Annotated in this window: 19 protein-coding genes; 6 read left to right on the forward strand and 13 right to left on the reverse strand. The window is 67.7% G+C overall.

Annotated elements, in window-relative coordinates:
• The first annotated feature begins 60 nt into the window (after positions 1-60).
• Positions 61-969: a pseudouridine-5'-phosphate glycosidase gene (locus tag JGR78_RS09410; protein WP_182802870.1), complete on the forward strand. Its 909-nt coding sequence runs from the start codon at positions 61-63 to the stop codon at positions 967-969.
• A 186-nt stretch (positions 970-1,155) separates the two neighbouring features.
• On the opposite strand, the gene JGR78_RS09415 is transcribed toward JGR78_RS09410, so the two are convergent.
• On the reverse strand, positions 1,156-2,208 hold the full coding sequence (locus tag JGR78_RS09415; protein WP_234450700.1) for a patatin-like phospholipase family protein: 1,053 nt from the start codon (positions 2,206-2,208) through the stop codon (positions 1,156-1,158).
• Positions 2,209-2,295: 87 nt separating this feature from the next.
• Between JGR78_RS09415 and JGR78_RS09420 the strand changes: the two genes are divergently transcribed.
• Positions 2,296-2,667, forward strand: a complete 372-nt coding sequence (locus JGR78_RS09420; protein WP_182802872.1) for a DUF2267 domain-containing protein — start codon at positions 2,296-2,298, stop codon at positions 2,665-2,667.
• 37 nt (positions 2,668-2,704) lie between these two features.
• On the opposite strand, the gene prfB is transcribed toward JGR78_RS09420, so the two are convergent.
• The 4 genes from prfB to JGR78_RS09440 form a co-directional block, all read right to left on the reverse strand.
• The gene (gene prfB / locus JGR78_RS09425; protein WP_182802874.1) at positions 2,705-3,832 is read right to left on the reverse strand and encodes a peptide chain release factor 2; all 1,128 of its coding nucleotides are present in this window, start codon (positions 3,830-3,832) and stop codon (positions 2,705-2,707) included.
• 79 nt (positions 3,833-3,911) lie between these two features.
• Complete coding sequence (locus JGR78_RS09430; RefSeq protein ID WP_182802876.1) at positions 3,912-6,401, reverse strand: penicillin-binding protein 1A; 2,490 nt, start codon at positions 6,399-6,401, stop codon at positions 3,912-3,914.
• Between the two features lie 73 nt (positions 6,402-6,474).
• Positions 6,475-7,680, reverse strand: a complete 1,206-nt coding sequence (locus tag JGR78_RS09435) for an N-acetylmuramoyl-L-alanine amidase (RefSeq protein WP_182790602.1) — start codon at positions 7,678-7,680, stop codon at positions 6,475-6,477.
• Between the two features lie 2 nt (positions 7,681-7,682).
• Positions 7,683-8,825, reverse strand: a complete 1,143-nt coding sequence (locus tag JGR78_RS09440; RefSeq protein ID WP_182802879.1) for a pyridoxal phosphate-dependent aminotransferase — start codon at positions 8,823-8,825, stop codon at positions 7,683-7,685.
• A gap of 137 nt (positions 8,826-8,962) precedes the next feature.
• Between JGR78_RS09440 and JGR78_RS09445 the strand changes: the two genes are divergently transcribed.
• Positions 8,963-9,712 (forward strand): DsbA family protein, encoded by a 750-nt coding sequence (locus JGR78_RS09445; protein ID WP_182802881.1) that lies wholly within the window; start codon positions 8,963-8,965, stop codon positions 9,710-9,712.
• 192 nt (positions 9,713-9,904) lie between these two features.
• Here JGR78_RS09445 and ispG read toward each other — a convergent pair whose 3' ends face one another.
• The 3 genes from ispG to hemA all read right to left on the reverse strand — a co-directional run bounded on the left by ispG (position 9,905) and on the right by hemA (position 13,661).
• Positions 9,905-11,026, reverse strand: a complete 1,122-nt coding sequence (ispG, locus tag JGR78_RS09450; RefSeq protein WP_182802884.1) for a flavodoxin-dependent (E)-4-hydroxy-3-methylbut-2-enyl-diphosphate synthase — start codon at positions 11,024-11,026, stop codon at positions 9,905-9,907.
• A gap of 64 nt (positions 11,027-11,090) precedes the next feature.
• Positions 11,091-12,236, reverse strand: coding sequence for a helix-turn-helix domain-containing protein (locus JGR78_RS09455; protein WP_234450701.1), 1,146 nt, complete (start codon positions 12,234-12,236; stop codon positions 11,091-11,093).
• A gap of 195 nt (positions 12,237-12,431) precedes the next feature.
• Entirely contained in the window at positions 12,432-13,661 is a 1,230-nt protein-coding gene (hemA, locus tag JGR78_RS09460; protein ID WP_182802886.1) for a 5-aminolevulinate synthase, read from the reverse strand.
• 178 nt (positions 13,662-13,839) lie between these two features.
• On the opposite strand from hemA, the gene JGR78_RS09465 reads away from it, so the two are divergent.
• A complete protein-coding gene (locus JGR78_RS09465) occupies positions 13,840-15,225 on the forward strand; it encodes a dipeptidase (protein ID WP_182802889.1) in 1,386 nt (461 codons plus the stop codon).
• 413 nt (positions 15,226-15,638) lie between these two features.
• Complete coding sequence (locus JGR78_RS18435; protein WP_255440433.1) at positions 15,639-15,767, forward strand: hypothetical protein; 129 nt, start codon at positions 15,639-15,641, stop codon at positions 15,765-15,767.
• A gap of 46 nt (positions 15,768-15,813) precedes the next feature.
• Here JGR78_RS18435 and JGR78_RS09470 read toward each other — a convergent pair whose 3' ends face one another.
• The 5 genes from JGR78_RS09470 to JGR78_RS09490 form a co-directional block, all read right to left on the reverse strand.
• Positions 15,814-16,323, reverse strand: coding sequence for a CarD family transcriptional regulator (locus JGR78_RS09470; protein ID WP_182790608.1), 510 nt, complete (start codon positions 16,321-16,323; stop codon positions 15,814-15,816).
• A 258-nt stretch (positions 16,324-16,581) separates the two neighbouring features.
• Positions 16,582-16,920, reverse strand: coding sequence for a ferredoxin FdxA (gene fdxA / locus JGR78_RS09475; protein ID WP_182790609.1), 339 nt, complete (start codon positions 16,918-16,920; stop codon positions 16,582-16,584).
• Positions 16,921-17,000: 80 nt separating this feature from the next.
• Positions 17,001-17,330 carry an RNA-binding S4 domain-containing protein gene (locus JGR78_RS09480; protein WP_182790610.1) on the reverse strand — a complete coding sequence of 110 codons (330 nt, stop codon included), beginning with the start codon at positions 17,328-17,330 and terminating at the stop codon, positions 17,001-17,003.
• A gap of 25 nt (positions 17,331-17,355) precedes the next feature.
• Positions 17,356-20,313, reverse strand: coding sequence for a helicase-related protein (locus JGR78_RS09485; protein WP_182790836.1), 2,958 nt, complete (start codon positions 20,311-20,313; stop codon positions 17,356-17,358).
• Between the two features lie 70 nt (positions 20,314-20,383).
• Entirely contained in the window at positions 20,384-20,947 is a 564-nt protein-coding gene (locus tag JGR78_RS09490) for a tetratricopeptide repeat protein (RefSeq protein ID WP_234450702.1), read from the reverse strand.
• A gap of 63 nt (positions 20,948-21,010) precedes the next feature.
• On the opposite strand from JGR78_RS09490, the gene JGR78_RS09495 reads away from it, so the two are divergent.
• The gene (locus JGR78_RS09495; RefSeq protein ID WP_182790612.1) at positions 21,011-21,295 is read left to right on the forward strand and encodes an SCP2 sterol-binding domain-containing protein; all 285 of its coding nucleotides are present in this window, start codon (positions 21,011-21,013) and stop codon (positions 21,293-21,295) included.
• The last annotated feature ends 38 nt before the right edge of the window (positions 21,296-21,333 follow it).

Raw genomic sequence — 21,333 nt, forward strand, 5'->3', positions numbered from 1 at the left:
CCAAATATCCCGGGGTCCGGGGCAGCGCCCCGGCTTCTTTCCAACCACAAGGAGCCGCCGATGACCGACCTGCCGCTGAGCTTCACCCCCGAGGTCCGCGACGCCCTGGACGCGGGCCGCCCCGTCGTGGCGCTGGAATCGACGATCATCACCCACGGGATGCCCTATTCGAAGAACCTGGAAATGGCCCGCGACGTGGAACAGGCGATCCGCGAGGCCGGCGCCGTGCCCGCCACCATCGCCCTGATGGACGGACGCATCCATATCGGATTGAACGACGCGACGCTCGAATCGCTGGCGCAGGCGCAGGATGTGATGAAGGTCAGCCGCGCCGATCTGGCCGTCTGCCTGACCATGCGCCGCACCGGGGCGACCACGGTCGCCGCCACGATGATCTGCGCGGCGCTGGCGGGCATCCGAGTCTTCGCGACCGGCGGCATCGGCGGCGTCCACCGGGGTGTCGAGGACAGCATGGACATCTCGGCCGACCTTTATGAACTCGCGGCGACGCCGGTGACGGTGGTCTCGGCGGGGGCAAAGGCGATCCTCGACCTGCCGCGCACCTTCGAATATCTCGAAACGCTGGGCGTGCCGGTGATTGCCGTGGGACAGGACATGATCCCCGCCTTTTGGTCGCGCGATTCGGGCCTGCCCGCGCCTCTGCGGCTGGACGACCCCGCCCGGATCGCCGAGGCCGCGCGGATGCGCCGGGCACTCGGCCTGCCCGGCGGCCAACTCGTCGTGAACCCGATCCCGCCTGAACCCGAGATCCCCCGCGCCGAGATCATGCCGGTGGTCGAACAGGCACTGGCGGACGCCACCGCCCAAGGGATCGCCGCCAAGGCCGTGACCCCCTTCCTGCTGGACCGCATCTTCGAACTGACCGAGGGCCGCTCGCTGACTGCCAACATCGCGCTGGTGCTGGCGAACGCGCGCCTTGCGGCGAGGATCGCGGCGGCGGACGCCTGAACCCGGCAGGAAAGTCTTTCGGCTGAAAATATCCCTGGGCGACGAGCGCCTGAACTGGAGGCGGAACGGAAAATGGCCATCATGGCTGTTTTCCTGCTGGATAGGCCCACTTGACCGTTTTCAGCGAGTCAGGGGCGAAGCCCGGGCGGGGGTAGCCCCCCACGGCCGCGCCACCTGCACGGCACCTCAGCCGTAAAGCCGTGGCAGGTCCACCGAATCGCGCTCGCCGATGTTCCGCGCATCACCGGCGAGGAACTTCTCGGCCGCGAGCCGCCCGGCCGCCTTCATCCGCGCCACCAGCCCCGCCCCCGGCAGCAGCTTGGTCCGGGCACCCAGCGCGGTCATCAGGTCGTCGTCCGATAGCAGGTGGATCAGCGGCTCCTTCATGTTGCGGCCGGTCAGGCGGCCCTCGGCGGTCAGGCGCTTGACGAACTGGATGGCCCGCAACTCGCGCAGCAGCGAGGAATTGAAGCTGACCTCGTTGATCCGGTCCTGGATCTCGACGGGAGTTCGGGGGATGCCCTCGCGCCGCATCGGGTTGATGGTGACGATGACGATGTCGCGCGGCAGATCTGTGCCGAACAGCGGGAACAGCGCCGGGTTGCCGGAATAGCCGCCGTCCCAATAAGCCTCGCGCCGGCCGGTCTTCGGGTCGTCGATCTCGACCGCGCGGAACAGCGTGGGCAGGCAGGCCGAGGCCATCACCGCATCCGGCGTCACCTCGTCGCCGGAAAAAACCCGGATATGACCGTCGCGCACGTTGGTCGCGGTGACGAACAGCGCCGGGCGGCGGTTCTCGCAGGGACCCAGCGGATGCGGCATCCCGGCGATGATCCGGCCCAGCGGGTTGGAATAGAACGGCCCGCTGTCATAGGGGCTGAAAATGCGGGACATGTTCTCCATCCAGGCGGCCGGAGAGAACAGTTCCGCCCAGCGCTGGAAGGGCGAGGGCACATGGTCAAGGCAGGTCATCCAGCGCAGCAGCCGGTGGTCGCTGACGCGGCTGACCTCGGTCCAGACATGGTCGAGGTTCTGCCGCGCGGCCGCGCGGCCCTGTCGTCCCGGCGCCGAGGTCAGTCCTGCGGCCAAGGCCGCGCCGTTCAGCGCCCCGGCCGAGGTGCCGCTGATCCCGGCGACCTCGATCTCGTCGCCTTCCAGCAGGCGGTCAAGGACGCCCCAGGCAAAGGCGCCATGCGCGCCGCCGCCCTGCAGGGCAATGTTGATCTTCCTCGGCATCATTCGCTCCATCATGCTGCATTGCAGCATAGAGGCTCACCCGCCTTCCCGCCAATCCCCGCTCTCATCAGAGAGGAGCGCGTCCTGCCGATGCCCTTCACCTATCGCCCTGCCACGGACGAGTTCCGGCGATATCTGGCGGATATGCGGGAAAGGACCCTGATTGAATCCGACAACATCCTCTATACCGGTACCGAAGCCGTGTTCCGCAGCTTCCGCGGCGGCCTGGCGCCCCGTGACGCGCTGCGGGTGGCCGACGAGTTGCCGGCGGTTCTGCGGGCGATCTTCGTGTGGCGCTGGGACATCGAGGCTCCACACCTGCCCTGGGCCGAGCGCGGGACGATCCGCGCCGTGATGCTGGCGCTGAGGGCGGATCACAATTTCTGCCGCCCTCGATGCTGGAGCATGTTCTGGCAGGCGTCCGGGCGACCGTGCGGCAGCGGGACTTCGACAGGGTACTGACCGGAATCGGACCCGAGGCGGTGGCCTTCTGGACTCCCTAGTCCTCGGCGTTCGCCTCGGCCCGGCTTTTGCCGGACAGGTCCTGCGCCAGCGTGGCGGCCATGAAGCCGTCCAGGTCGCCGTCCAGAACCCCCTGCGTGTCCGAGGTCTCATGGCCGGTCCGCAGATCCTTCACCATCTGGTAGGGCTGCAGGACGTAGCTGCGGATCTGGTTGCCCCAGCCCGCGTCGCCCTTGTTCTCATGCGCGGCGTTGATGGCGGCGTTGCGCTTGTCGAGTTCCAGTTGATACAGCCGCGCGCGCAGGGCGTTCATCGCTGCATCGCGGTTCTGGTGCTGCGACTTCATGCTGCTGGTCACGACGATGTTCGTCGGCAGGTGGGTGATCCGCACGGCCGAGTCGGTGGTGTTGACGTGCTGCCCCCCCGCGCCAGACGACCGGTAGGTGTCGATCCTGATCTCGTTGTCGGGGATCACGATCTCGATGTTGTCGTCCACCACCGGATAGACCCAGACCGAGGAAAAGGACGTGTGCCGCCGGGCTGCCGAGTCGTAAGGGCTGATGCGAACCAGGCGATGCACGCCCGACTCCGACTTCAGCCAGCCATAGGCGTTCGGCCCGCTGATCTTGTAGGAGGCCGAGCGGATGCCCGCCTCTTCGCCGGGCGTTTCGGACTGAAGCTCGACCTTGTAGCCCTTTCTCTCGGCCCAGCGGGTATACATCCGCGCCAGCATGGACGCCCAGTCGCAGCTTTCCGTGCCGCCCGCGCCGGCGTTGATCTCAAGGAAGGTGTCGTTGCCGTCGGCCTCGCCGTCCAGCAGCGCCTCAAGTTCCTTCTGCGCGGCCAGGTCGGCCAGCGACTTCAGGGTAGCCTCGGCCTCGGCCACGATCTCGGCATCGCCCTCGGCCTCGCCCAGTTCGATCAGCTCGACGCTGTCCTTCAGGTCCTGGTCGATGCGGCGATAGGTCTCCACCTTGTCCGACAGCACCTGCCGGTCTCGCATCAGCTTCTGCGCGCGGGCCGGGTCGGACCAGAGGTCGCCATCCTCGATCATCGCGTTCATCTCTTCCAGGCGATGCGGGGCGGTGTCCCAGTCCATGCGCTGCGCCAGCAGGCCCAGCGACTTGCGGATGGCATCGACAGAGGATTGGGTTTCGGCGCGCATGGGCGATCCCTGAGGTCGGACGGTGAACGGATGGGGGTGGCTGATAGCGCGGCAGGCCGCCCGGCACAAGCAAGGGCGGTCAGTAAAGCCCGCCCGCGCTCATGCTGTTGAAATCGGCCTTCTTCGGGATGACCTTGCGCTGCCCGGTCGAGGTGGTCACGGCCTTCTCGGTCCGCTCGGTCACGTCGCTGCTCTGCTTGGCGAAGCCGCCGTCCAGGACACGGGCCACGGCAGTGGTGCCCTCGCGGAAATATTCCGAGATCGTGAACTTGCCATAGGAGACATCCGCGAAATAACCACCCGGCGGCACCTTGAACGCGGTCCCGCCGTATTCCTTGACCGCCTGCCGCATGAAGGCGTTGAACACCGGAACGCACATGGTCCCGCCGTAAGCGTTCGAGCCCATGCTGCGCGGCTCGTCAAAGCCCAGGTAGCAGCCCGCGACGATGTTCGAGCTGAAGCCGACGAACCACACGTCCTTGGCGTCGTTGGTGGTCCCGGTCTTGCCCGCGACCGGCACGTCCAGCTTGACGCCCTTGCCCGAGCCGCGCTTGACCACGCCTTCCATCATCGAGGTCAACTGATAGGCGGTGATCGCGTCCATCACCCGCTCGCGGTCCGATTGGATCATCGGCGCCTGACCGGGCGGCAGAGCGCCCTGTTCGCAGGTGGCGCAGACGCGCCTGTCGTGGCGATAAACGGTGCGGCCGCGGCGGTCCTGCACCCGGTCCACCAGCGTGGGTTCGACCCGCTCGCCGCCGTTGGCGAACATGGCATAGGCCGCGACCATCTTGAAAAGCGTGGTTTCCTGCGCGCCCAGACTGTTGGCGAGGAAAGGTGAAAGCTTGTCATAGACGCCGAAGCGTTCGGCGTATTTCGCCACCGTGTCCATGCCGATGTCGCGGGCGATGCGGATCGTCATCAGGTTGCGCGACTGCTCGATCCCCGTCCGCAGGGGCGTCGGACCATAGTAGCTGCCGCCCGCGTTCTTCGGCGTCCACAATCCCTGCGGCGTGTTCACGGTGATCGGCTCGTCCTCGACGATGGTCGCCGGGGTGAAGCCGCGGTCCAGCGCCGCCGCATAGACGAAGGGCTTAAAGGCCGAGCCTGGCTGCCGCATCGCCTGCGTCGCCCGGTTGAAGACCGAGGACTGGTAGCTGAAGCCGCCCTGCATGGCGATCACCCGGCCGGTGTTCACGTCCATCGCCATGAAGCCGCCCTGCAGCGTCGGGACCTGCCGCAGGGTCCAGCGGATGAAGGCCCCGGTATCGTCGTCCGTCATCTGCCGGACCAGCACAACATCGCCCACCGACAGCAGGTCGGATGCCACCCTGGCCTGCGGCGCCCGTTCGCGCCCCGGCATCAGCTTGCGCGCCCATTGCACGTCGCGGGCGGGGATGACCTGGGGCTCGTCCTCCTGCGCGACGCCCTCGATGCCAATGATAGCGTCGGCGTCGGTGAGGTCCAGCACCACGGCCGGGTGCCAGCCCTGAATGTCGCGCGGGACTTTGATCTTGGCCAGTGCCGCCCGCCAGCGGTCCTCGGAACCCAGTTCCTCGGGCCCGATCACCTGCCCCGTGCCGCGCCAGACGCCGAGGTTGCGGTCATAGCGTTCCAGCGCGTCCTGCAGCGACTTGGCGGCCACCTGCTGCAGGTCGGGGTCCATGGTCGCGCGGATCTGCAAGCCGCCGGTGAAGAATTCGTCCTCGCCGAACTGCTGGGACAGTTGGCGGCGGATCTCGTCGGTGAAGTAGTCGCGCGGCGGCAGGCTGTTGCGGAAGGCCGGGAAATCGCCGTTCTGCACCGATTTCAGCGGCAGCGCGGATTCGGCCCGATAGGCGGCTTCGGTCAGGTAGCCGTTCTGCCACATCTCGCGCAGGACATAGTTGCGCCGCTCGGTGATGCGGTCCTTGTCGCGCACGACCGACCGAGAGGGCGCCTGCGGCATGGCGGCCAGCATCGCCGCCTCGTGCGGGGCAAGCTGGCTCAGGGACTTGTTGAAATAGGTCTGGGCGGCGGCGGCGACTCCGGCGCTGTTCTGGCCCAGGAAGATCTCGTTGAGATAAAGCTCGAGGATCTGGTCCTTGCTCAGCGTGCTTTCCAGCCGGGTGGCGAGGATCAGTTCCTTGACCTTGCGTTCGACGCTGCGCGAGGAATCGAGCAGGAAGTTCTTCATCACCTGCTGGGTGATGGTCGAGGCGCCGCGCACGCTGCCCCCCCGCGTCTGCACGGCCTGCACCGCCGCGCCGGCCATGCCGCGCGGGTCATAGCCGCGGTGCTTGTAGAAGTTCTTGTCCTCGGCCGAGATGAAGGCCTGCTTGACCGGATCGGGTATCTCCTCGACCGGGACGAAGATGCGGCGTTCTTCGGCGAATTCGTCGATCAGGCGGCCTTCGCCGGAATAGATGCGGCTGATGGTCTTGGGGGCGTAGCTTGCCAGCGCCTCATGGCTCGGCAAATCGCGGGAATAGATCCAGAAGATGCCCCCCACCACGAGGGCAAGGAAGACGCTGGCGGTCACGAACCACGAAAAGATCGCGCCGAAGAAGTTCAGGACGAAACGGATCACTGATGCCCCATGCGGCTTTCGAGCGAGGGGTTTCTATAACGCCATGCCCCTTTCGGGTCAAAGCAAGCTTGCGTCAGGGCGACGCCGCCGCGGCAGGTCCCTGCCCGTCCTGATCGGCATCCCAGGCAAGGATGCCGTCGGTCATTGCCTCGGCCACCCGCTGCCGCCAGGCCGGGTCGAACAGGTTGGCGCGGTCTTGCGGATGGGTCAGGAAGCCTAGTTCGACCAGCAGGGATGGGATGTCGGGCGATTTCAGCACCGAAAAGGCTGCGCCCCGGATGGGGACGCGGTGCATGACCATCCCGGCCTCGTTCATCTTCGCCACGAGGTGACGCGCCGCGTCCACGCTGCGCGGCTGGGTGTCGAGCCGGGCGAGATCCATCAGCGCCCGGCTCACGTCCTCGTCGGTGTCCGACAGGTCCAGCCCGGCGAGAATGTCGCTGCGGTCGTGCATCAGCGCAAGCTGGCGCGCGGCGCGGTCGTTCGACTGCCCGTCCCAGGCGTAGATGCTGGCGCCCGCCGCTTCGCCCGCCGGCAGGGCGTCGGCATGCAGCGAGATGAACAGATCCGCCCCCTTGGCCCGCGCGACCGTGGTGCGGCGTTCCAGCGGGATGAATCGGTCGTCCTCGCGCGTCAGCACGACCTCGATGCCGCGACCGCGCAGGGTGGCGGCGAATTCCTGCGCGAAGCCCAGCATGACCGCCGCTTCGGAAATCGCCCCCACCTGCGCGCCGGGGTCGATGCCGCCATGGCCCGGGTCCAGCACCACCCGCAGCCGCTCGTCCGTCAGCGCGTTCCGGTCCGCGCCCGTGTCCGCAGGCTGCGGCAATCCCCGCAGCACGGTCAGCGCATCGGGGCGGGGCTGGAAGGCGTCGGGCGCGACGGGAAGAAGCCGCAGGGCAAGGCTCGGGGCGGGCACGGCCCGCATCTGCGCCGAGTCGAGCTTCATCGGCCCCGGCAGAGTCAGGATCGCCCGCGCCCCCCCCTGCGGCGCAGGACCCCAGCGCAAGGCCAGCGGGTCGGCGGAAGGCTGCCCCTCGGGCGGGGCGGCGCCTTGCAGGTCGATGACCAGCCGGGGCGGGGTGTCGACAAGCGCGATGCGGTGCGGCACGGCGCGATCAAGCCCGATGGTCAGCATGATGGGCCTGGGCCTGCCCCGGTCGCGCCCCTCCATCCCCAGCACCGTGCGGGACAGATCGACCGCCGCCAGGGTTTCGGCTGCGACCGGCGCCGCAAGCGCCAGCAGCGCCGCCACGGCGATCAGCCGCGCAAGGCGCATCCTTAGCGCCCGGCCATGTAGCGGGCCAGCCGGTCCAGCCCCTCGGCGATGTCCGCGGTGGACCGCGCATAGGAAAAGCGCAGCGTTTTCGCCCCGCGCACCGGGTCGAAGTCGATGCCGGGCGTTACCGCCACGCCGGCCTTGTCCAGAATGTCCGCCGCCAGCGCCGCGCTGTCATGGGTCAGGGCCGAGACATCGGCATAGACGTAGAAGGCCCCGTCCGGCGGAGCGATCTTGTTGAAGCCAATGGCAGGCAAGCGGTCCAGCATCATCCGCCGGTTCTCGGCATAGACGGCAAGGTTCGCCTGCGCCTCGGCCTCGGCGTCCGGGCTCAGGGCGGCCAGCGCCGCCACCTGGCTGGCGTGGGGGGCGCAGATGAACATGTTGGCGGCCAGCCGGTCCATCGTGCGGACCATGTCGGGCGGCACCACCAGCCAGCCCACGCGCCAGCCGGTCATGCTGAAATACTTCGAGAAGCTGTTGATGACGACGACCTCATCCGTCAGTTCCAGCGCGCTGACCGCCCGCTGGCCGTAGTCGAGGCCGTGGTAGATCTCGTCCGAGATCAGCGCGGCCCCGATCCCGTGGGTGCGCTCGACCAGCGCCGCCAGCGCCTGCCGGTCCAGCATGGTGCCCGAGGGGTTGCCGGGCGAGGCGATCATCACGCCCTGCACGCCTTTGGGGATGTCCTCGGGCACGGGCTGGTAGCGGTTCTCGAAGCGGGTCTGCATCCCCACGGGTTCCACCGACATGGCGCGCAGGATCTGGCGATAGCTGGGATAGCCGGGTTCCCCCACCGCTACCCGATCGCCCGCGTCGAACAGCGCTGCGAAAGCCAGAAGGAAGGCCCCCGATGAACCCGGCGTCACCACCACGCGGGCCGGGTCCAGATCGACGCCATACCAGCGCTGGTAAAGCCCGGCGATCCCTTCCCGCAGCGCGGGCAGGCCCAGCGCGACGGTATAGCCCAGCGGTTCCGCCAGTTCCCGTCCCAGCGCCTTCAGTGCAGGGCCGGGTGCAGGTGTCGAGGGCTGGCCGACCTCCATGTGGATGATGTGGCGCCCCACGGCTTCGGCGCGGCGGGCCGCTTCCATGACATCCATGACGATGAAGGGATCGACCTGACCCCGCCGCGACTGCCGCATCCGCCTGCCCTTTTCCGTTTGGCCGCCCTTTTCGCCCCCCGCCCCCCTGCTGGTCAAGCGGCGGTGATCCGCACGGGGGTGGACAGCATCCCCGCCTCTGGCGCAATGTCCGCGCGAGTTCCGGTAAAGGACCGACGATGAAAACCCTGATGACTGCCGCGCTGATGACAGCGGCCCTTGCCGCCCCCGCCGCCGCCTTCGACCCCGCCGCCATGTCCGATTCCGAGCGCGCGGCCTTTGGCGAGGCGGTGCGCGACTACATCATGCAGAACCCCACCGTTCTGGTCGAGGCCCTGAACGCGATGGAGGCGCGGCGACTGGCCGATGAGGCCGAGAGCGACAAGCTGCTGGTCCAGACCTACAGCGCCGAGATCTTCGAGGACGGGCATTCCTGGATCGGCGGCAACCCCGCGGGCGACCTGACCATCGTCGAGTTCATCGACTACCGCTGCGGCTATTGCCGCCGCGTCGCCCCCGAGGTGGACGAGGTCGTGGCCAAGGACGGCAACATCAGGCTGATCCTCAAGGAATTCCCGATCCTCGGCGAAGAAAGCGACCTCGCCTCGCGCTACGCGATCGCGGTCAAGCAGCTGGAAGGCGGGGAGGCCTACAAGGCCGTCCACGACAGGCTTTACACGATGCGGGGGGCGGTGACGGCCGAGTCGCTCACAGAGATCTCGGAGGATCTCGGCTTCGACGCGCAGGCGGTGGCTGCGCGGATGAGCAGCGAGGAGGTCACGGCCGAGATCGCCAGCAACCGCCAGCTTGCCGAGAAGATGCAGATCATGGGCACGCCCACCTTCGTGATCGGGCCGGAGTTGTTGCGCGGCATCCCTTCGACCGGGCTGGCGGCGGCAGTCGAGCAGGTCCGGGCGGCGGAGGGTTAGGGCTTTTCCTTTGCTCTCTCGCTTGTCCGGTCTTCACGGTTGAAGACAAGGGGGCTTCGCGCCCCCTCTGGCGATGAAGCAAGAGCAATTCCGCCGCAGGCGACGTCCGACGCAACCGGCACGAGCGGTTGCCAACGACCGCGCGTAGCCTGCGATGTCCGAGCGGGCGATGCTTACCGGCCGGGGCGGACCCTATTCCGCAGCTTGCGGCAACCGCAAGAGTTCCTCGGCGCGGCGCTCGACCAGTTCGACGATGTGGTCGATCATCTGGGCGTTGGACATCTTGTGGCTCTGCCGGCCTGCCATGTAGACCATGCCGCTGCCCGCGCCGCCGCCGGTGAAGCCGAGGTCGGTCATCAGCGCCTCGCCCGGGCCGTTCACCACGCAGCCGATGATCGACAGGCTCATCGGCACCTTGATGTGTTCCAGCCGCTGTTCAAGGGTTTCCACGGTTCTGATAACGTCGAACCCCTGCCGGGCGCAGGAAGGGCAAGAGATGATCTGAACCCCCCGCGTCCGCAGGCCTAGCGACTTCAGGATCTCGTAGCCGACCTTCACCTCTTCGATCGGGTCGGCCGACAGTGACACGCGGATCGTGTCGCCGATCCCGGCCCACAGAAGGTTGCCCATACCGACTGCCGATTTGACCGTGCCGCCGCGCAGGCCCCCAGCCTCGGTGATGCCAAGGTGGATCGGCGCGTCCGTCGCCTCGGCCAGCGCCTGATAGGCGGCAGCCGAAAGGAACACATCCGAGGCCTTCACGCTGATCTTGAATTCGTGGAAGTCGTTGTCCTGCAACAGCCTGATGTGATCGAGCCCGGATTCCACCATCGCGTCAGGACAGGGCTCGCCGTATTTTTCCAGCAGGTGGCGTTCCAGAGAACCCGCGTTGACCCCGATGCGGATGGAACAGCCGTTATCCTTGGCGGCCTGCACGACCTCGCGCACCCGCGAGGGATCGCCGATGTTACCGGGGTTGATGCGCAGGCAGGCAGCGCCCGCCTCGGCCGCCTCGATGGCGCGGCGGTAATGGAAATGGATGTCCGCCACGATCGGCACCGGGCTTTCGCGGGTGATCTCGCGCAGGGCGCGGGTCGAGGCCTCGTCCGGGGCCGAGATGCGCACGATGTCCGCCCCGGCATCCGCCGCCGCGATCACCTGGGCCAGCGTGGCCCGCACGTCCGTCGTGTCGGTGTTCGTCATGGTCTGGACGCTGATGGGCGCATCGCCCCCCACGGGAACCGGGCCGACCATGATGCGGCGCGAGGGCCGGCGCTGGATGTTGCGCCACGGGCGGATCGGATTATGCGTCATCGCTGGACCTTTCGGCTGGTGCCTGCAAGATAGGGCCTTGGGCCCGCGGCGGCAACCGCACCCGTCAAGGCGTGGCAGCAACCCCCTCGCTTTGCAGCGGCGCGGCAGAGGCGACCGAGAACATGCTGGCAAGCTCGGGGTCCGCTGCCGGATCGGCCAGCGCGAAGGCCCCGGTCAGCGCGGTCGGCGACAGCTCGACATCCTTGACGACCTTGGCGCCCGGCGCGGCGGGACCATAGGTGTCGCCGTTCACCGCGAAATAGACCGCGCCCGAATTTCCCGTCCGCAGCACCGGTGGCTGTTCGGTCGGCGGCAGCGTGAAGCGCTCGCCCGCGTCCAGCGTTTTTTCCAGGATCACCGAGCCATCGGCGGCGCTGACCCGGACCCAGGCGGGGCGGGTTGCCAGGATCTCGACCCGTGCCGCTTCCGGTCCCAGCGTGCGGACCGCCTGCGTTTCGGCCGGTTGCGCCACGGCAACCTGGGCGGGGGCGGGCTGCGCCCCGGTCCCCGCGACGGCATGGGCCTGCGGCGCGGCGGCGTTCTCGGACAAGCCGGGGTCAATGGCGGCGATGGGGGTGTCACGCGGCGTCAGTTCCGGCACCTCCAGCGCCCGGGGGCGATAGATGCGATCCAGCGCCTCGGGCTGCGGCAGGTCAACCGCGGCAAGGTCCACCTCGTCCGCCGGACCTGCGTCCTGCGCCGGGTCCAGCGTCGCGATGACAGTCGGCGCCTGGTCCGAGGGCGTCAGGTTGACCTTCTGCACTTCCTGCAGGACGGACCAGCCGCCATAGCCGAGGCCCAAGGCCACCAGCGCCATCACCAGCACTGAGCCGATGGCCCGCGGCTCGACCGAGGACCAGAAGCTTTCGGGCTGCGGCAGATACAAGGCGCGGGGATTGGCCAGCGACTCGGCCAGATCGGCCGGGCGGCGGCCGGGCTGGGCCGCGACGGGCGCCGAACCCGCGCCATTGGCAAGCTGGAAGCCCGATTCCTCGGCAAAACGACGCAGCACCCAGTCCTGGTCCATCCCCAGGTAGCGGGCGTAAGAGCGGACATGGCCGGGAACAAAGCTCGGCGCGTCAAAGGCCGAGATGTCGCAGTTCTCGATCGCGGCGATATAGGAAGCACGGATCCGCAACTCGCGCTGCACATCCAGCAGCGACTTGCCGATGGTGGCCCGCTCGCCGCGCATCATGTCACCGAGCCGCATTTCGAAACCATCGAAACCCGGCGCTGCCCCCCTGTCCATCAAGGAATCGCCCGCCGCTGACGGCGTTTGCGTCCCGCTCATTGTTGCCTGCCTCATTCTGGAAGGTCCGCTTTGCGCCAGTAACGCGAATCCGGCCTGTTTTATTTAAGGACAGACTATCATGCCGGCGAGAGGGACAACACAGGTTGTTGAGGTTCAGGCGACCGCATGCGAGCGATTGAGCGCGCAGCGTGACCACAGTGCATCCATTGCCCGCACCAAATGGTCGATCTGCCTGGGGTCATGGACCGGCGAGGGCGTGAAGCGCAGCCGCTCGGTCCCGCGCGGCACGGTCGGGAAGTTGATCGGCTGGACGTAGATGCCGAAATCCGCCAGCAGCATGTCCGACAGCATCTTGCAATGGACCGGGCTGCCGACATGAACCGGCACGATATGGCTGCCGCGGTCGTCGATGGGCAGGCCCAGCCCGCGCAACCGCATCTTCAGGATGCGGGCGTGCAACTGCTGGGTGTCGCGCAGCTTCTGCCCCTGCGCGCTCTTGAGATGGGCGATCGAGGCCGCGGCCCCCGCCGCGACCGCCGGCGGGATCGAGGTGGTGAAGATGAAGCCGGGCGCATATGACCGGATGGCGTCGCACATCTTGGCCGTACCCGCGATATAGCCGCCGAAGACGCCGAAGGCCTTGCCCAGCGTCCCGTTGAAGATGTCGATGCGCTCTGTCAACCTGTCGCGTTCCGCCACGCCGCCGCCGCGCGGGCCATACATGCCCACGGCATGAACCTCGTCGAGGTAGGTGAGCGCGTTGAACTCGTCGGCAAGGTCGCAGATCGCCGCGATGGGACCGAAGTCGCCGTCCATCGAATAGATCGATTCAAAGGCGATCAGCTTGGGCGCGGCCGGGTCGTCGGCAGCCAGAAGCTCGCGCAGGTGGGTCACATCGTTGTGGCGGAAGATGCGCTTGGCGCCGTCGAAGCGCTTGATCCCCTCGATCATGGACGCGTGATTCAGCTCGTCCGAATAGATGATCAGGCCGGGGAACAGCTTGCGCAGGGTCGAAAGCGTCGCGTCGTTGGCGATATAAGCCGAGGAAAAGACCAGCGCCGCTTCCTGCCGATGCAAGTCGGCAAGCTCGGCTTCCAGCCGCTTGTGATAGACCGTGGTGCCCGAGATGTTGCGCGTCCCGCCCGAACCCGCGCCGGTCGAATCCAGCGCCTCATGCATCGCGTTCAGCACGACCGGGTGCTGGCCCATGCCCAGATAGTCGTTGCCGCACCAGACGGTGATTTCCTGCTCGCCCCCATCGGGACGCTTCCAGATTGCCTGCGGGTAATGGCCCTTGCGCCGTTCGATGTCGATGAACGTGCGATAGCGGCCTTCGTCATGCAGACGCTGCAGAGCCTGATCGAGTGCGGCATCGTAGTTCATCAGCTTGCTCCCTTGCGTAACTGGCTGGGCTTGCCTCACGGGCCTGTCCCGAACATGGTTCGGGCCGATGGTCCCTGCATTGATAAGGATCAATGGGCGCGATTAACAGCCTCTATTCCCTCCCTGAGACGAAAAGTCGTATGGGAACTCGATGAATATGCTCGGGAAAGGACAGATGATGGCGACGGATTACCGGCTGGACGAGGTGCTGGATCGGCTGGACGCGGGGCTGCCCGCGGCGCTGGAGCGGCTGATGGCCTTCCTGCGCATCCCCTCGATCTCGACCGATCCGGCATTCGCGGCGGATGTGCGGCTGGCGGCGGGCTGGCTGCGGGACGAACTGTCCGGACTGGGGTTTCAGGCGTCGGTGATGGACACGCCCGGCCACCCGATGGTGGTGGCACGCACGCCTGCGGGCGAGGGGCGCAGCCTTCTGTTCTACGGCCATTACGACGTGCAGCCCGTCGATCCGCTGGATCTGTGGCACCGCCCGCCCTTCGACCCGCAGGTTCAGGACACACCGGACGGCCAGGTGATCCGCGGACGCGGGGCCGCCGATGACAAGGGCCAGTTGATGACCTTCGTCGAGGCCTGCCGGGCGTGGAAGGCCGTCCACGGCACCCTGCCTCCCGGCCTGACCCTGCTGTTCGAGGGCGAGGAGGAATCGGGTTCTCCCAACCTCCAGCTCTTTCTGCGCGAGAATGCTGACGCCCTGCGGGCGGACCTCGCGCTGATCTGCGACACGACCATGTATTCCGACGGGCGGCCCGCGATCACGACCCAGTTGCGGGGCCTGATGGGCGAGGAGATCGTGGTCAGCGCCGCCGACCGCGACCTGCATTCGGGCAGCTTCGGCGGACTGGCCGCGAACCCGATCCAGGTGCTGGTGAACGCGCTCGCCGGTATCAAGGACGCGGATGGCCACGTGACCCTGCCCGGCTTCTACGACGGCGCGCCGGAACTGACCGACGAGTTGCGCGCCGACTGGGAAGCGCTGGGCTTCGACGCGGCCGAGTTCCTGTCCCGCGTCGGTCTGCGCGAGCCGGTGGGCGAAAAGGGCCGCACCGGGCTGGAGATGGTCTGGAACCGTCCGACCTTCGAGATCAACGGCATCGCCGGGGGTTACGCGGGCGAGGGCTTCAAGACCGTCCTGCCCGCCGAGGCCCGCGCCAAGGTCAGTTGCCGGCTGGTGGGCACCCAGAACCCCGATGCGATCCGCGAAGCGCTGCGCGCCCATGTCCGCGCCCATATCCCCGCCGATTGCACCGTCGAGTTCCACGCCCATGGCAATTCGCAGGCCAGTGTTATGGACACCTCGGACCCGGCCTTCGCAGCGGCGAAGCAGGCGCTGACCGAGGAATGGGGCCGCGAGGCCGCCTTCATCGGCGCGGGCGGCTCGATCCCCGTGGCGGGCGACTTCAAGCGACTGCTGGGGATGGACACGATGCTGATCGGCTTCGGAAAGGATGACGACCGCATCCACTCGCCGAACGAGAAATACGACGTGCAAAGCTTCTCGAAGGGCGCACGAAGCTGGGCGCGTATCCTGGCGGCGCTGGCGTGATCCCGGCGCTGCGCGCGTTCTTGCGGATGCCACGGCAGCATGGTTGCTGGCCTGCAGAGGACGGGAAAGGGGCAAGATCGCCAACTGCCTTGTGTCCGGGCAGGGCATCGGCAACATCATCCCGGGCGCTGGCCCTGCCGCGCTTTCCCCGCCGGCACCCTTATGGCTGAAGCCGCCCTCGCGGTTCTGCCGTCCCGGACGTCCTTGGGGGACGGAGCGATAATGCAGGCCTTGCCTTAAGAGCGCAAAGGCAACACGGGCACTTTTGGAAGGACGGGATCGAGGCGATTGCTTCGCCTGATCCCCGTTCTGCCACTGTGGACGGCCTTGGCAGCCCGGCTGACTTTCGCAGCCGCTAAGCCGGTCCTGCCGGATTGCAGCTATATGGAGGGCTGGACCAAAGGCTCCGGTTTTTGGGAAAGGACATCAGCAACACGGTTTACCAGCCTGGAATGGCAGAGCCTTTGCTGCTGATGATTGCCGTGCCCCAGTTCGCGGTGATGTCGCTGGTCATCGCGCTGGTCGAGCGGCGACGGACATGAAAAAGGCGGGCCCCACGGACCCGCCCCTGCCTTTAAGGGAATGCGGTCAGGCCGCGCGGGCCGTCAGCACTGCCTCGACCTTCTTCTGGGCGCCGCCCTCGTCGATGCCGCTGACAACGGCGACCTCGCGGGTCAGGCGGTCCAGCGCGGCCTCGTAAAGCTGGCGCTCGGAATAGGACTGCTCGCGCTGGTCGTCGTTGCGGTGCAGGTCGCGGACGACCTCGGCGATGGACAGCAGGTCGCCCGAGTTGATCTTCTGTTCGTATTCCTGCGCGCGGCGCGACCACATGGCGCGCTTGACGCGGGCCTTGCCCTTCAGGGTTTCCATCGCGCGATCGACCATGTCGGGCGAGGCGAGGCCGCGCATCCCGATCTCGGTGGCGCGGGCGGTCGGGACGCGAAGCGTCATCTTGTCCTTTTCGAACGAGATCACGAACATCTCGAGGCGAAGGCCGGCGACCTCCTGCTCTTCGATGGACACGATGCGGCCGACGCCATGGGCGGGATAAACCACGAAATCGTCGGGGTGGAACTCGTTCTTCTTGGTCTTCGACATCCTGCTTCCTTCCAGCTTACGCCCTGCCGGGGCGCAAAAATGCCCCCAGAGGACTTGCCCTCCCGAGGTGCGTGTGATTGTTGTCTGCTGGCAGGACAGGCATATGTCCGGCCACAAGGCAGCCGGCCAGCGCAGAACGTGGCCGATATGACAGTGTTGTATCACGAATCACCCCTTAAATGAAGGGGTTTTTCCCGCGACCTCCATCATCAGGCCGCCCGGGCCTTTCTTCCGGCGGATGCGTTCCGAATCCGGGCCTCAGTCGCCCTCGCCCGGATTCGGCGAGAAGTACTTCTCCATCTTGCCGGGCTGGCCGTCCATCTCGGCCGCAGTGGGCAGCGGATCCTTCTTGCGGGTGATGACCGGCCACTGTTCGGAATATTTCCGGTTGAACTCGACCCAGGCCTCCATGTCCGGCTCGGTGTCGGGCCGGATCGCGTCGGCAGGGCATTCGGGTTCGCAGACGCCGCAGTCGATGCATTCGTCGGGGTGGATGACCAGCGTGTTCTCGCCCTCGTAGAAGCAGTCCACCGGGCAGACCTCGACGCAGTCCGTGTATTTGCACATGATGCAGTTGTCGGTCACGACATAGGTCATCGGAATCCTCGCGAGGCAGGTGCGGGGCCTCAACTATGCCTTTCATCGCCGGGGTTCAACCCGGCGGGGATCACGGGCGGCTATGCTTCCGGCGCAGCGCCAGGGGCCGCGTCCAGATCCTCGTAAAGCTCGCGCGCCTCGCTGGCCGGGCCACGGCGCTCGCCCGGCGCAAGGACACGCAGGCTGCGGACGCCGCCGGGTGCTGCGGCCGTCACCACGTCGCCCGCCTTCACCTCATGCCCCGGCTTGCGGCAGGGGGCGCCGTTCACGCGGACGCCCCCTTCGCTGATGCGGTCCGCGGCCATGGTGCGCGTCTTGAAGACCCGCGCATGGCACAGCCAGCGGTCGAGCCGGATCGAGGTCGGCGGCTCGTCCTCGTCCTCGTCCCGGTCCCTACCTCTGCGCACCATCAGGCGCGATACCTCTTGGCCGCGATCACGACTTGTTCTTCAACGCCGCCAGCACCGCGAAGGGGCTGTCGGGGTCGATCGGCTTGTCGTTGCGCGGCGGGCGCGATTCGAAGCTGCGCCCCCCTTCGTTCCGGGGCGGGCGATCCTTGCCGGCGGGGCCGCCCTTGCCGCGTTCGCCCTTCGGCTTGCCGGACTTGCCTTGGCGCTGCTGGCCTTGGGCTTCGCCCTGGCGGTCGCCGCCGAAACGACGTTCGGCACGTGGCCGGTCGCCGCGGCGGTCCTCGCCTTCGGCGGGCGCGGCCTGGCGCGGCTGGCCCTCGCGCTGCTGCCCCCCTTGGGGTTGGGTGCCGCCGAAGCGGCCTGGACGGCGGTTGCCGCGGGCCTCGCCGTCCCGGCCCTCGCGCCGGGGACCGCGCGGACGGGGCGCCCAGGTGAAGGTGTAGAAGCTTTCCATTTCCGGCGCCGCTTCGGCTGCCTCGGCCTCGTTGCCGTCAGCGGCCGGAACCTCCCCGGCTTCCGTTGCGGCCGCCTGTTCGGCCTCGGCCTCGGCGCGCTGGCGTTCGGCCTGCTCGGCTTCCCAGCGGGCGCGGGTCTCGGCGGCGAGGACGCTTTCCTCTTCCGTCATCGGCGCGACGGGCTCGCCTTCGGGCACCGGCGCGGGTTCGGGAACAACGGCGACGACAGCGCGGGTCTTCACCCGCTCGGCTTTCTCGCCGCGATAGCCCAGGCCGCCCATCAGGTCGGCGAACTGGTCCAGCGTCATGCCCGTGATCGACAGCATGTCGGGCGTCGCCTCGAAGCCGCCGCGGCTGTCCTGGGCGCGCAGCATGTCGGCCAGCCGTTCCAGCATGTCGATGCGGATCGCTCGCTCGCCCGCAGGATGGTAGCCCGACAGCGTGTAATAGTCGCGCGGCACGTCGGGCAGGTTCGGGATCGTCACCAACCCCGGAGGGGGCGATTCAGGGAATTCGTCGGCCCCGGCCCAGAGCGCCGACAGCAGCAGCCGCAGCCGGGTCGGCGCGGGCTTCAGCAGCGCGGGCAGGAAGATGGTGAACTGGCCGAAGCGGACGCCGTGCTTGCGCAAGCTGCCGCGCGCATCCTGGTCCAGTTCCTTGATTTCCGAGGCGATGCCTTCGCGCGGCAGAACCCCCATCGCCTCGACCAGCCGGAAGGCCACGCCGCGGGCGAGACCCGTCAGCGCCTCGTCGGCCTGCATCGTCAGCAAGGGCTCGAAGCCCGCGGCGATCTTGCGGTCGATGAAATGCTGCAAGCGGCGGCGGACCTTTTCGGCCACCTCCGGCCCAGCGTCCTCGTCCACGAAGACCTCGATGCCCGGCTTCAGGGGATCGGCGCCGCGGACGAGCTTGCCCACGGCCGAGCCGCCCCACATCAGCCCGCCCTGCACGGTGAAGTCCAGTTCCGTGTCCGGCGCGTTGTAGAAGCGGTCCGCGCGCAGGTGGAACTCGGGGCGCAGCGCCTCATAGGCAGCGCGGGTCAGCATTTTCGCCTCGTCGCCCTGGGCGCTGGGGTCGGTGCGGAACCGGAATCCTTCCAGACGGCCGGCGAATTCGCCCTCGACCGTCACCTCGCCCTTGTCGTTCACCTCGGCCACCAGGCTCTCCTTCTGCTTGAGCCGGCGCAGCAATACGGATGTGCGCCGGTCCACGAATCGCTGCGTCAGCGCGGCATGAAGCGCATCCGACAGGCGATCTTCTACCGCGCGGGTTTCTTCCCGCCAATGGGCTTCGTCCCTGACCCAGCCATTGCGTTGGGCGACATAGGTCCAGGTGCGGATATAGGCGAGCCGCTTGCTGATCGCGTCGATGTCGCCGCCGGGCTTGTCAATCCGCGCCACGGACCGCGCCAGCCAGTCGCCGGGAATGCCGCCGTCCTGCAGGAAGCCGTAGATGCGGGTCAGCAGCGTGGTGTGTTCCGCAGGCGAGATGCCGCGGAAATCCGGGATGCGGCAGACGTCCCACAGAAGCCGCACGTCCTTGGGATGCGTCACCCGGTCGCGGATTTCTGGCAGGGCCGACAGGGTTTTCAGCGACGACAGGTCGTCCGCCTCTCGCCCCCGTCCCAGCCATTCGCTGCCCGAGGGCTGTTCCAGCGACTGGATCAGGCGGTCCACCGTACCGAACTCCAGCGAGGAATTTCGCCAGATCAGGCGGCTGATCGGCTGGAAGCGGTGGTTCTCGATGGCGTCGATCAGCCCTTCGTCCAAGGGTTGCGCCTCGCCAGTGACGCCGAAAGTGCCGGGTTCGGTGTGGCGCCCGGCGCGGCCGGCGATCTGGCCCAGTTCGTGCGGAAACAAGGGCCGCAGGCGGCGGCCGTCGAACTTGTGGGTCGCCTCGAAGGCCACATGGCGGATGTCGAGGTTCAGCCCCATGCCGATGGCGTCGGTGGCGACAAGGTAATCGACCTCCCCCGCCTGATACATCGCCACCTGAGCGTTCCGCGTGCGCGGGGACAGCGCCCCCATGACCACCGCACAGCCGCCCTTCTGGCGCCGGATCAGTTCCGCCGTGGCATAGACGTCATCAACGCTGAACCCCACGATGGCCGAGCGCGGGGGCATCCGGGACAGCTTCTTGGACCCCGCCCATGTCAGCGTGGAAAACCGTTCCCGCCGCATGAACTGCGCCTCGGGGACCAGCGCGGCGATAGCGGGGCGCATGGTGGCAGAACCCAGCAGCAGCGTCTCGTGCAGGCCGCGCATGTTCAGCAGGCGGTCGGTGAAGACATGGCCGCGCTCGGGGTCGGCGCAAAGCTGGATCTCGTCGATGGCGACGAAATCGGCCAGCACCTCGGGCATGGCCTCGGTGGTGGCGACCCAGTAGGCGGCGCGTTCGGGGACGATCCGCTCCTCGCCGGTGATGAGGGCGACGACCGACGGCCCGCGCGCCTTCACGATGCGGTCATAAACCTCGCGCGCCAGCAGCCGCAGCGGCAGGCCGATGACGCCGGTGCGGTGCGCGAGCATCCGCTCGATGGCATAATGGGTCTTGCCGGTGTTCGTCGGCCCCAGCACGGCCGTGACGCGTCCCGCCACGTCAGGCGTCCTGCCCCTGGCCTTCGGCCAGCAACCGCCCGATGCCGTCGCGCGCTTCCTCCTGATGCGGATGGATCACCAGGCTTTCGTGATAAGCGGCAAGCGCGCGGTCATGGTCCCCCATATCCTCGAGGATCGTGGCCAGCAGCGTGAGCGAGGGCCAGTGCCGCGGCTCAAGCCGCAGCGCCTGCGCGAGATCAGAGATCGCGGGACCCGTCTGCCCGGCAAGATAAAAGGCCGTTCCGCGCGCCGCCCATCCGGCGGCGAAGTCGGGCGCGTTCTCGGTCAGCGCCGTCAGGTGGCCGATGGCGGCAGGCACGTCGCCTGCGTCCAGCGCCGCCTCGCCCCGCATCAGCAGCAGGTCCAGCGCGGCCGAACCCGAGCGCGACCAGGCCCGCTCGATGTCAGACTGCGCCCGCATCCATGCATCGCCCTGCTGCAAGGACAGTTCGCTGAAAAGTGAATCCATTTCGGCGGGGCTTTGCGCGCGCAGGGGCAAAGCCGTTAACAGAATCGACAGGATTGCCGCGCCAAATGCCGCTGCGGCAGGGTGGAACTGGGTCATCGGCACGCGCATATGGATGATGTAAGCATTCCCGCGCCGCGGCGCCAGATTGGGAGAGATTGGATGAGTGCAGTGATCGAGGGTGCCGTCAAGGCACTGGGGAACCGGATTTCCTCGTTCGACGGTTCGGCGAAGTTCGTCGTCGAGGGCGAAGGCGCGATCATGATCGACGAACAGGGCGTCCGCGCGGGCGACGAGGCGGCCGAGGTGACGCTGACCGCCAGCCGCGACACCTTCGAAGGAATCATGAACGGCGACACCAACCCGACCATGGCTTACATGAGCGGCAAGCTGAAGATCGACGGCTCGCTGCCCGCCGCGATGAAGCTGGGCGCGGCGCTCTCCTGACGGACCGGGCGCCGATGGACGCAGTCGCCCGACCGGCC

The organism is Paracoccus sp. MC1862, assembly GCF_016617715.1.
In the GTDB taxonomy this organism is placed as follows: Bacteria; Pseudomonadota; Alphaproteobacteria; order Rhodobacterales; family Rhodobacteraceae; genus Paracoccus.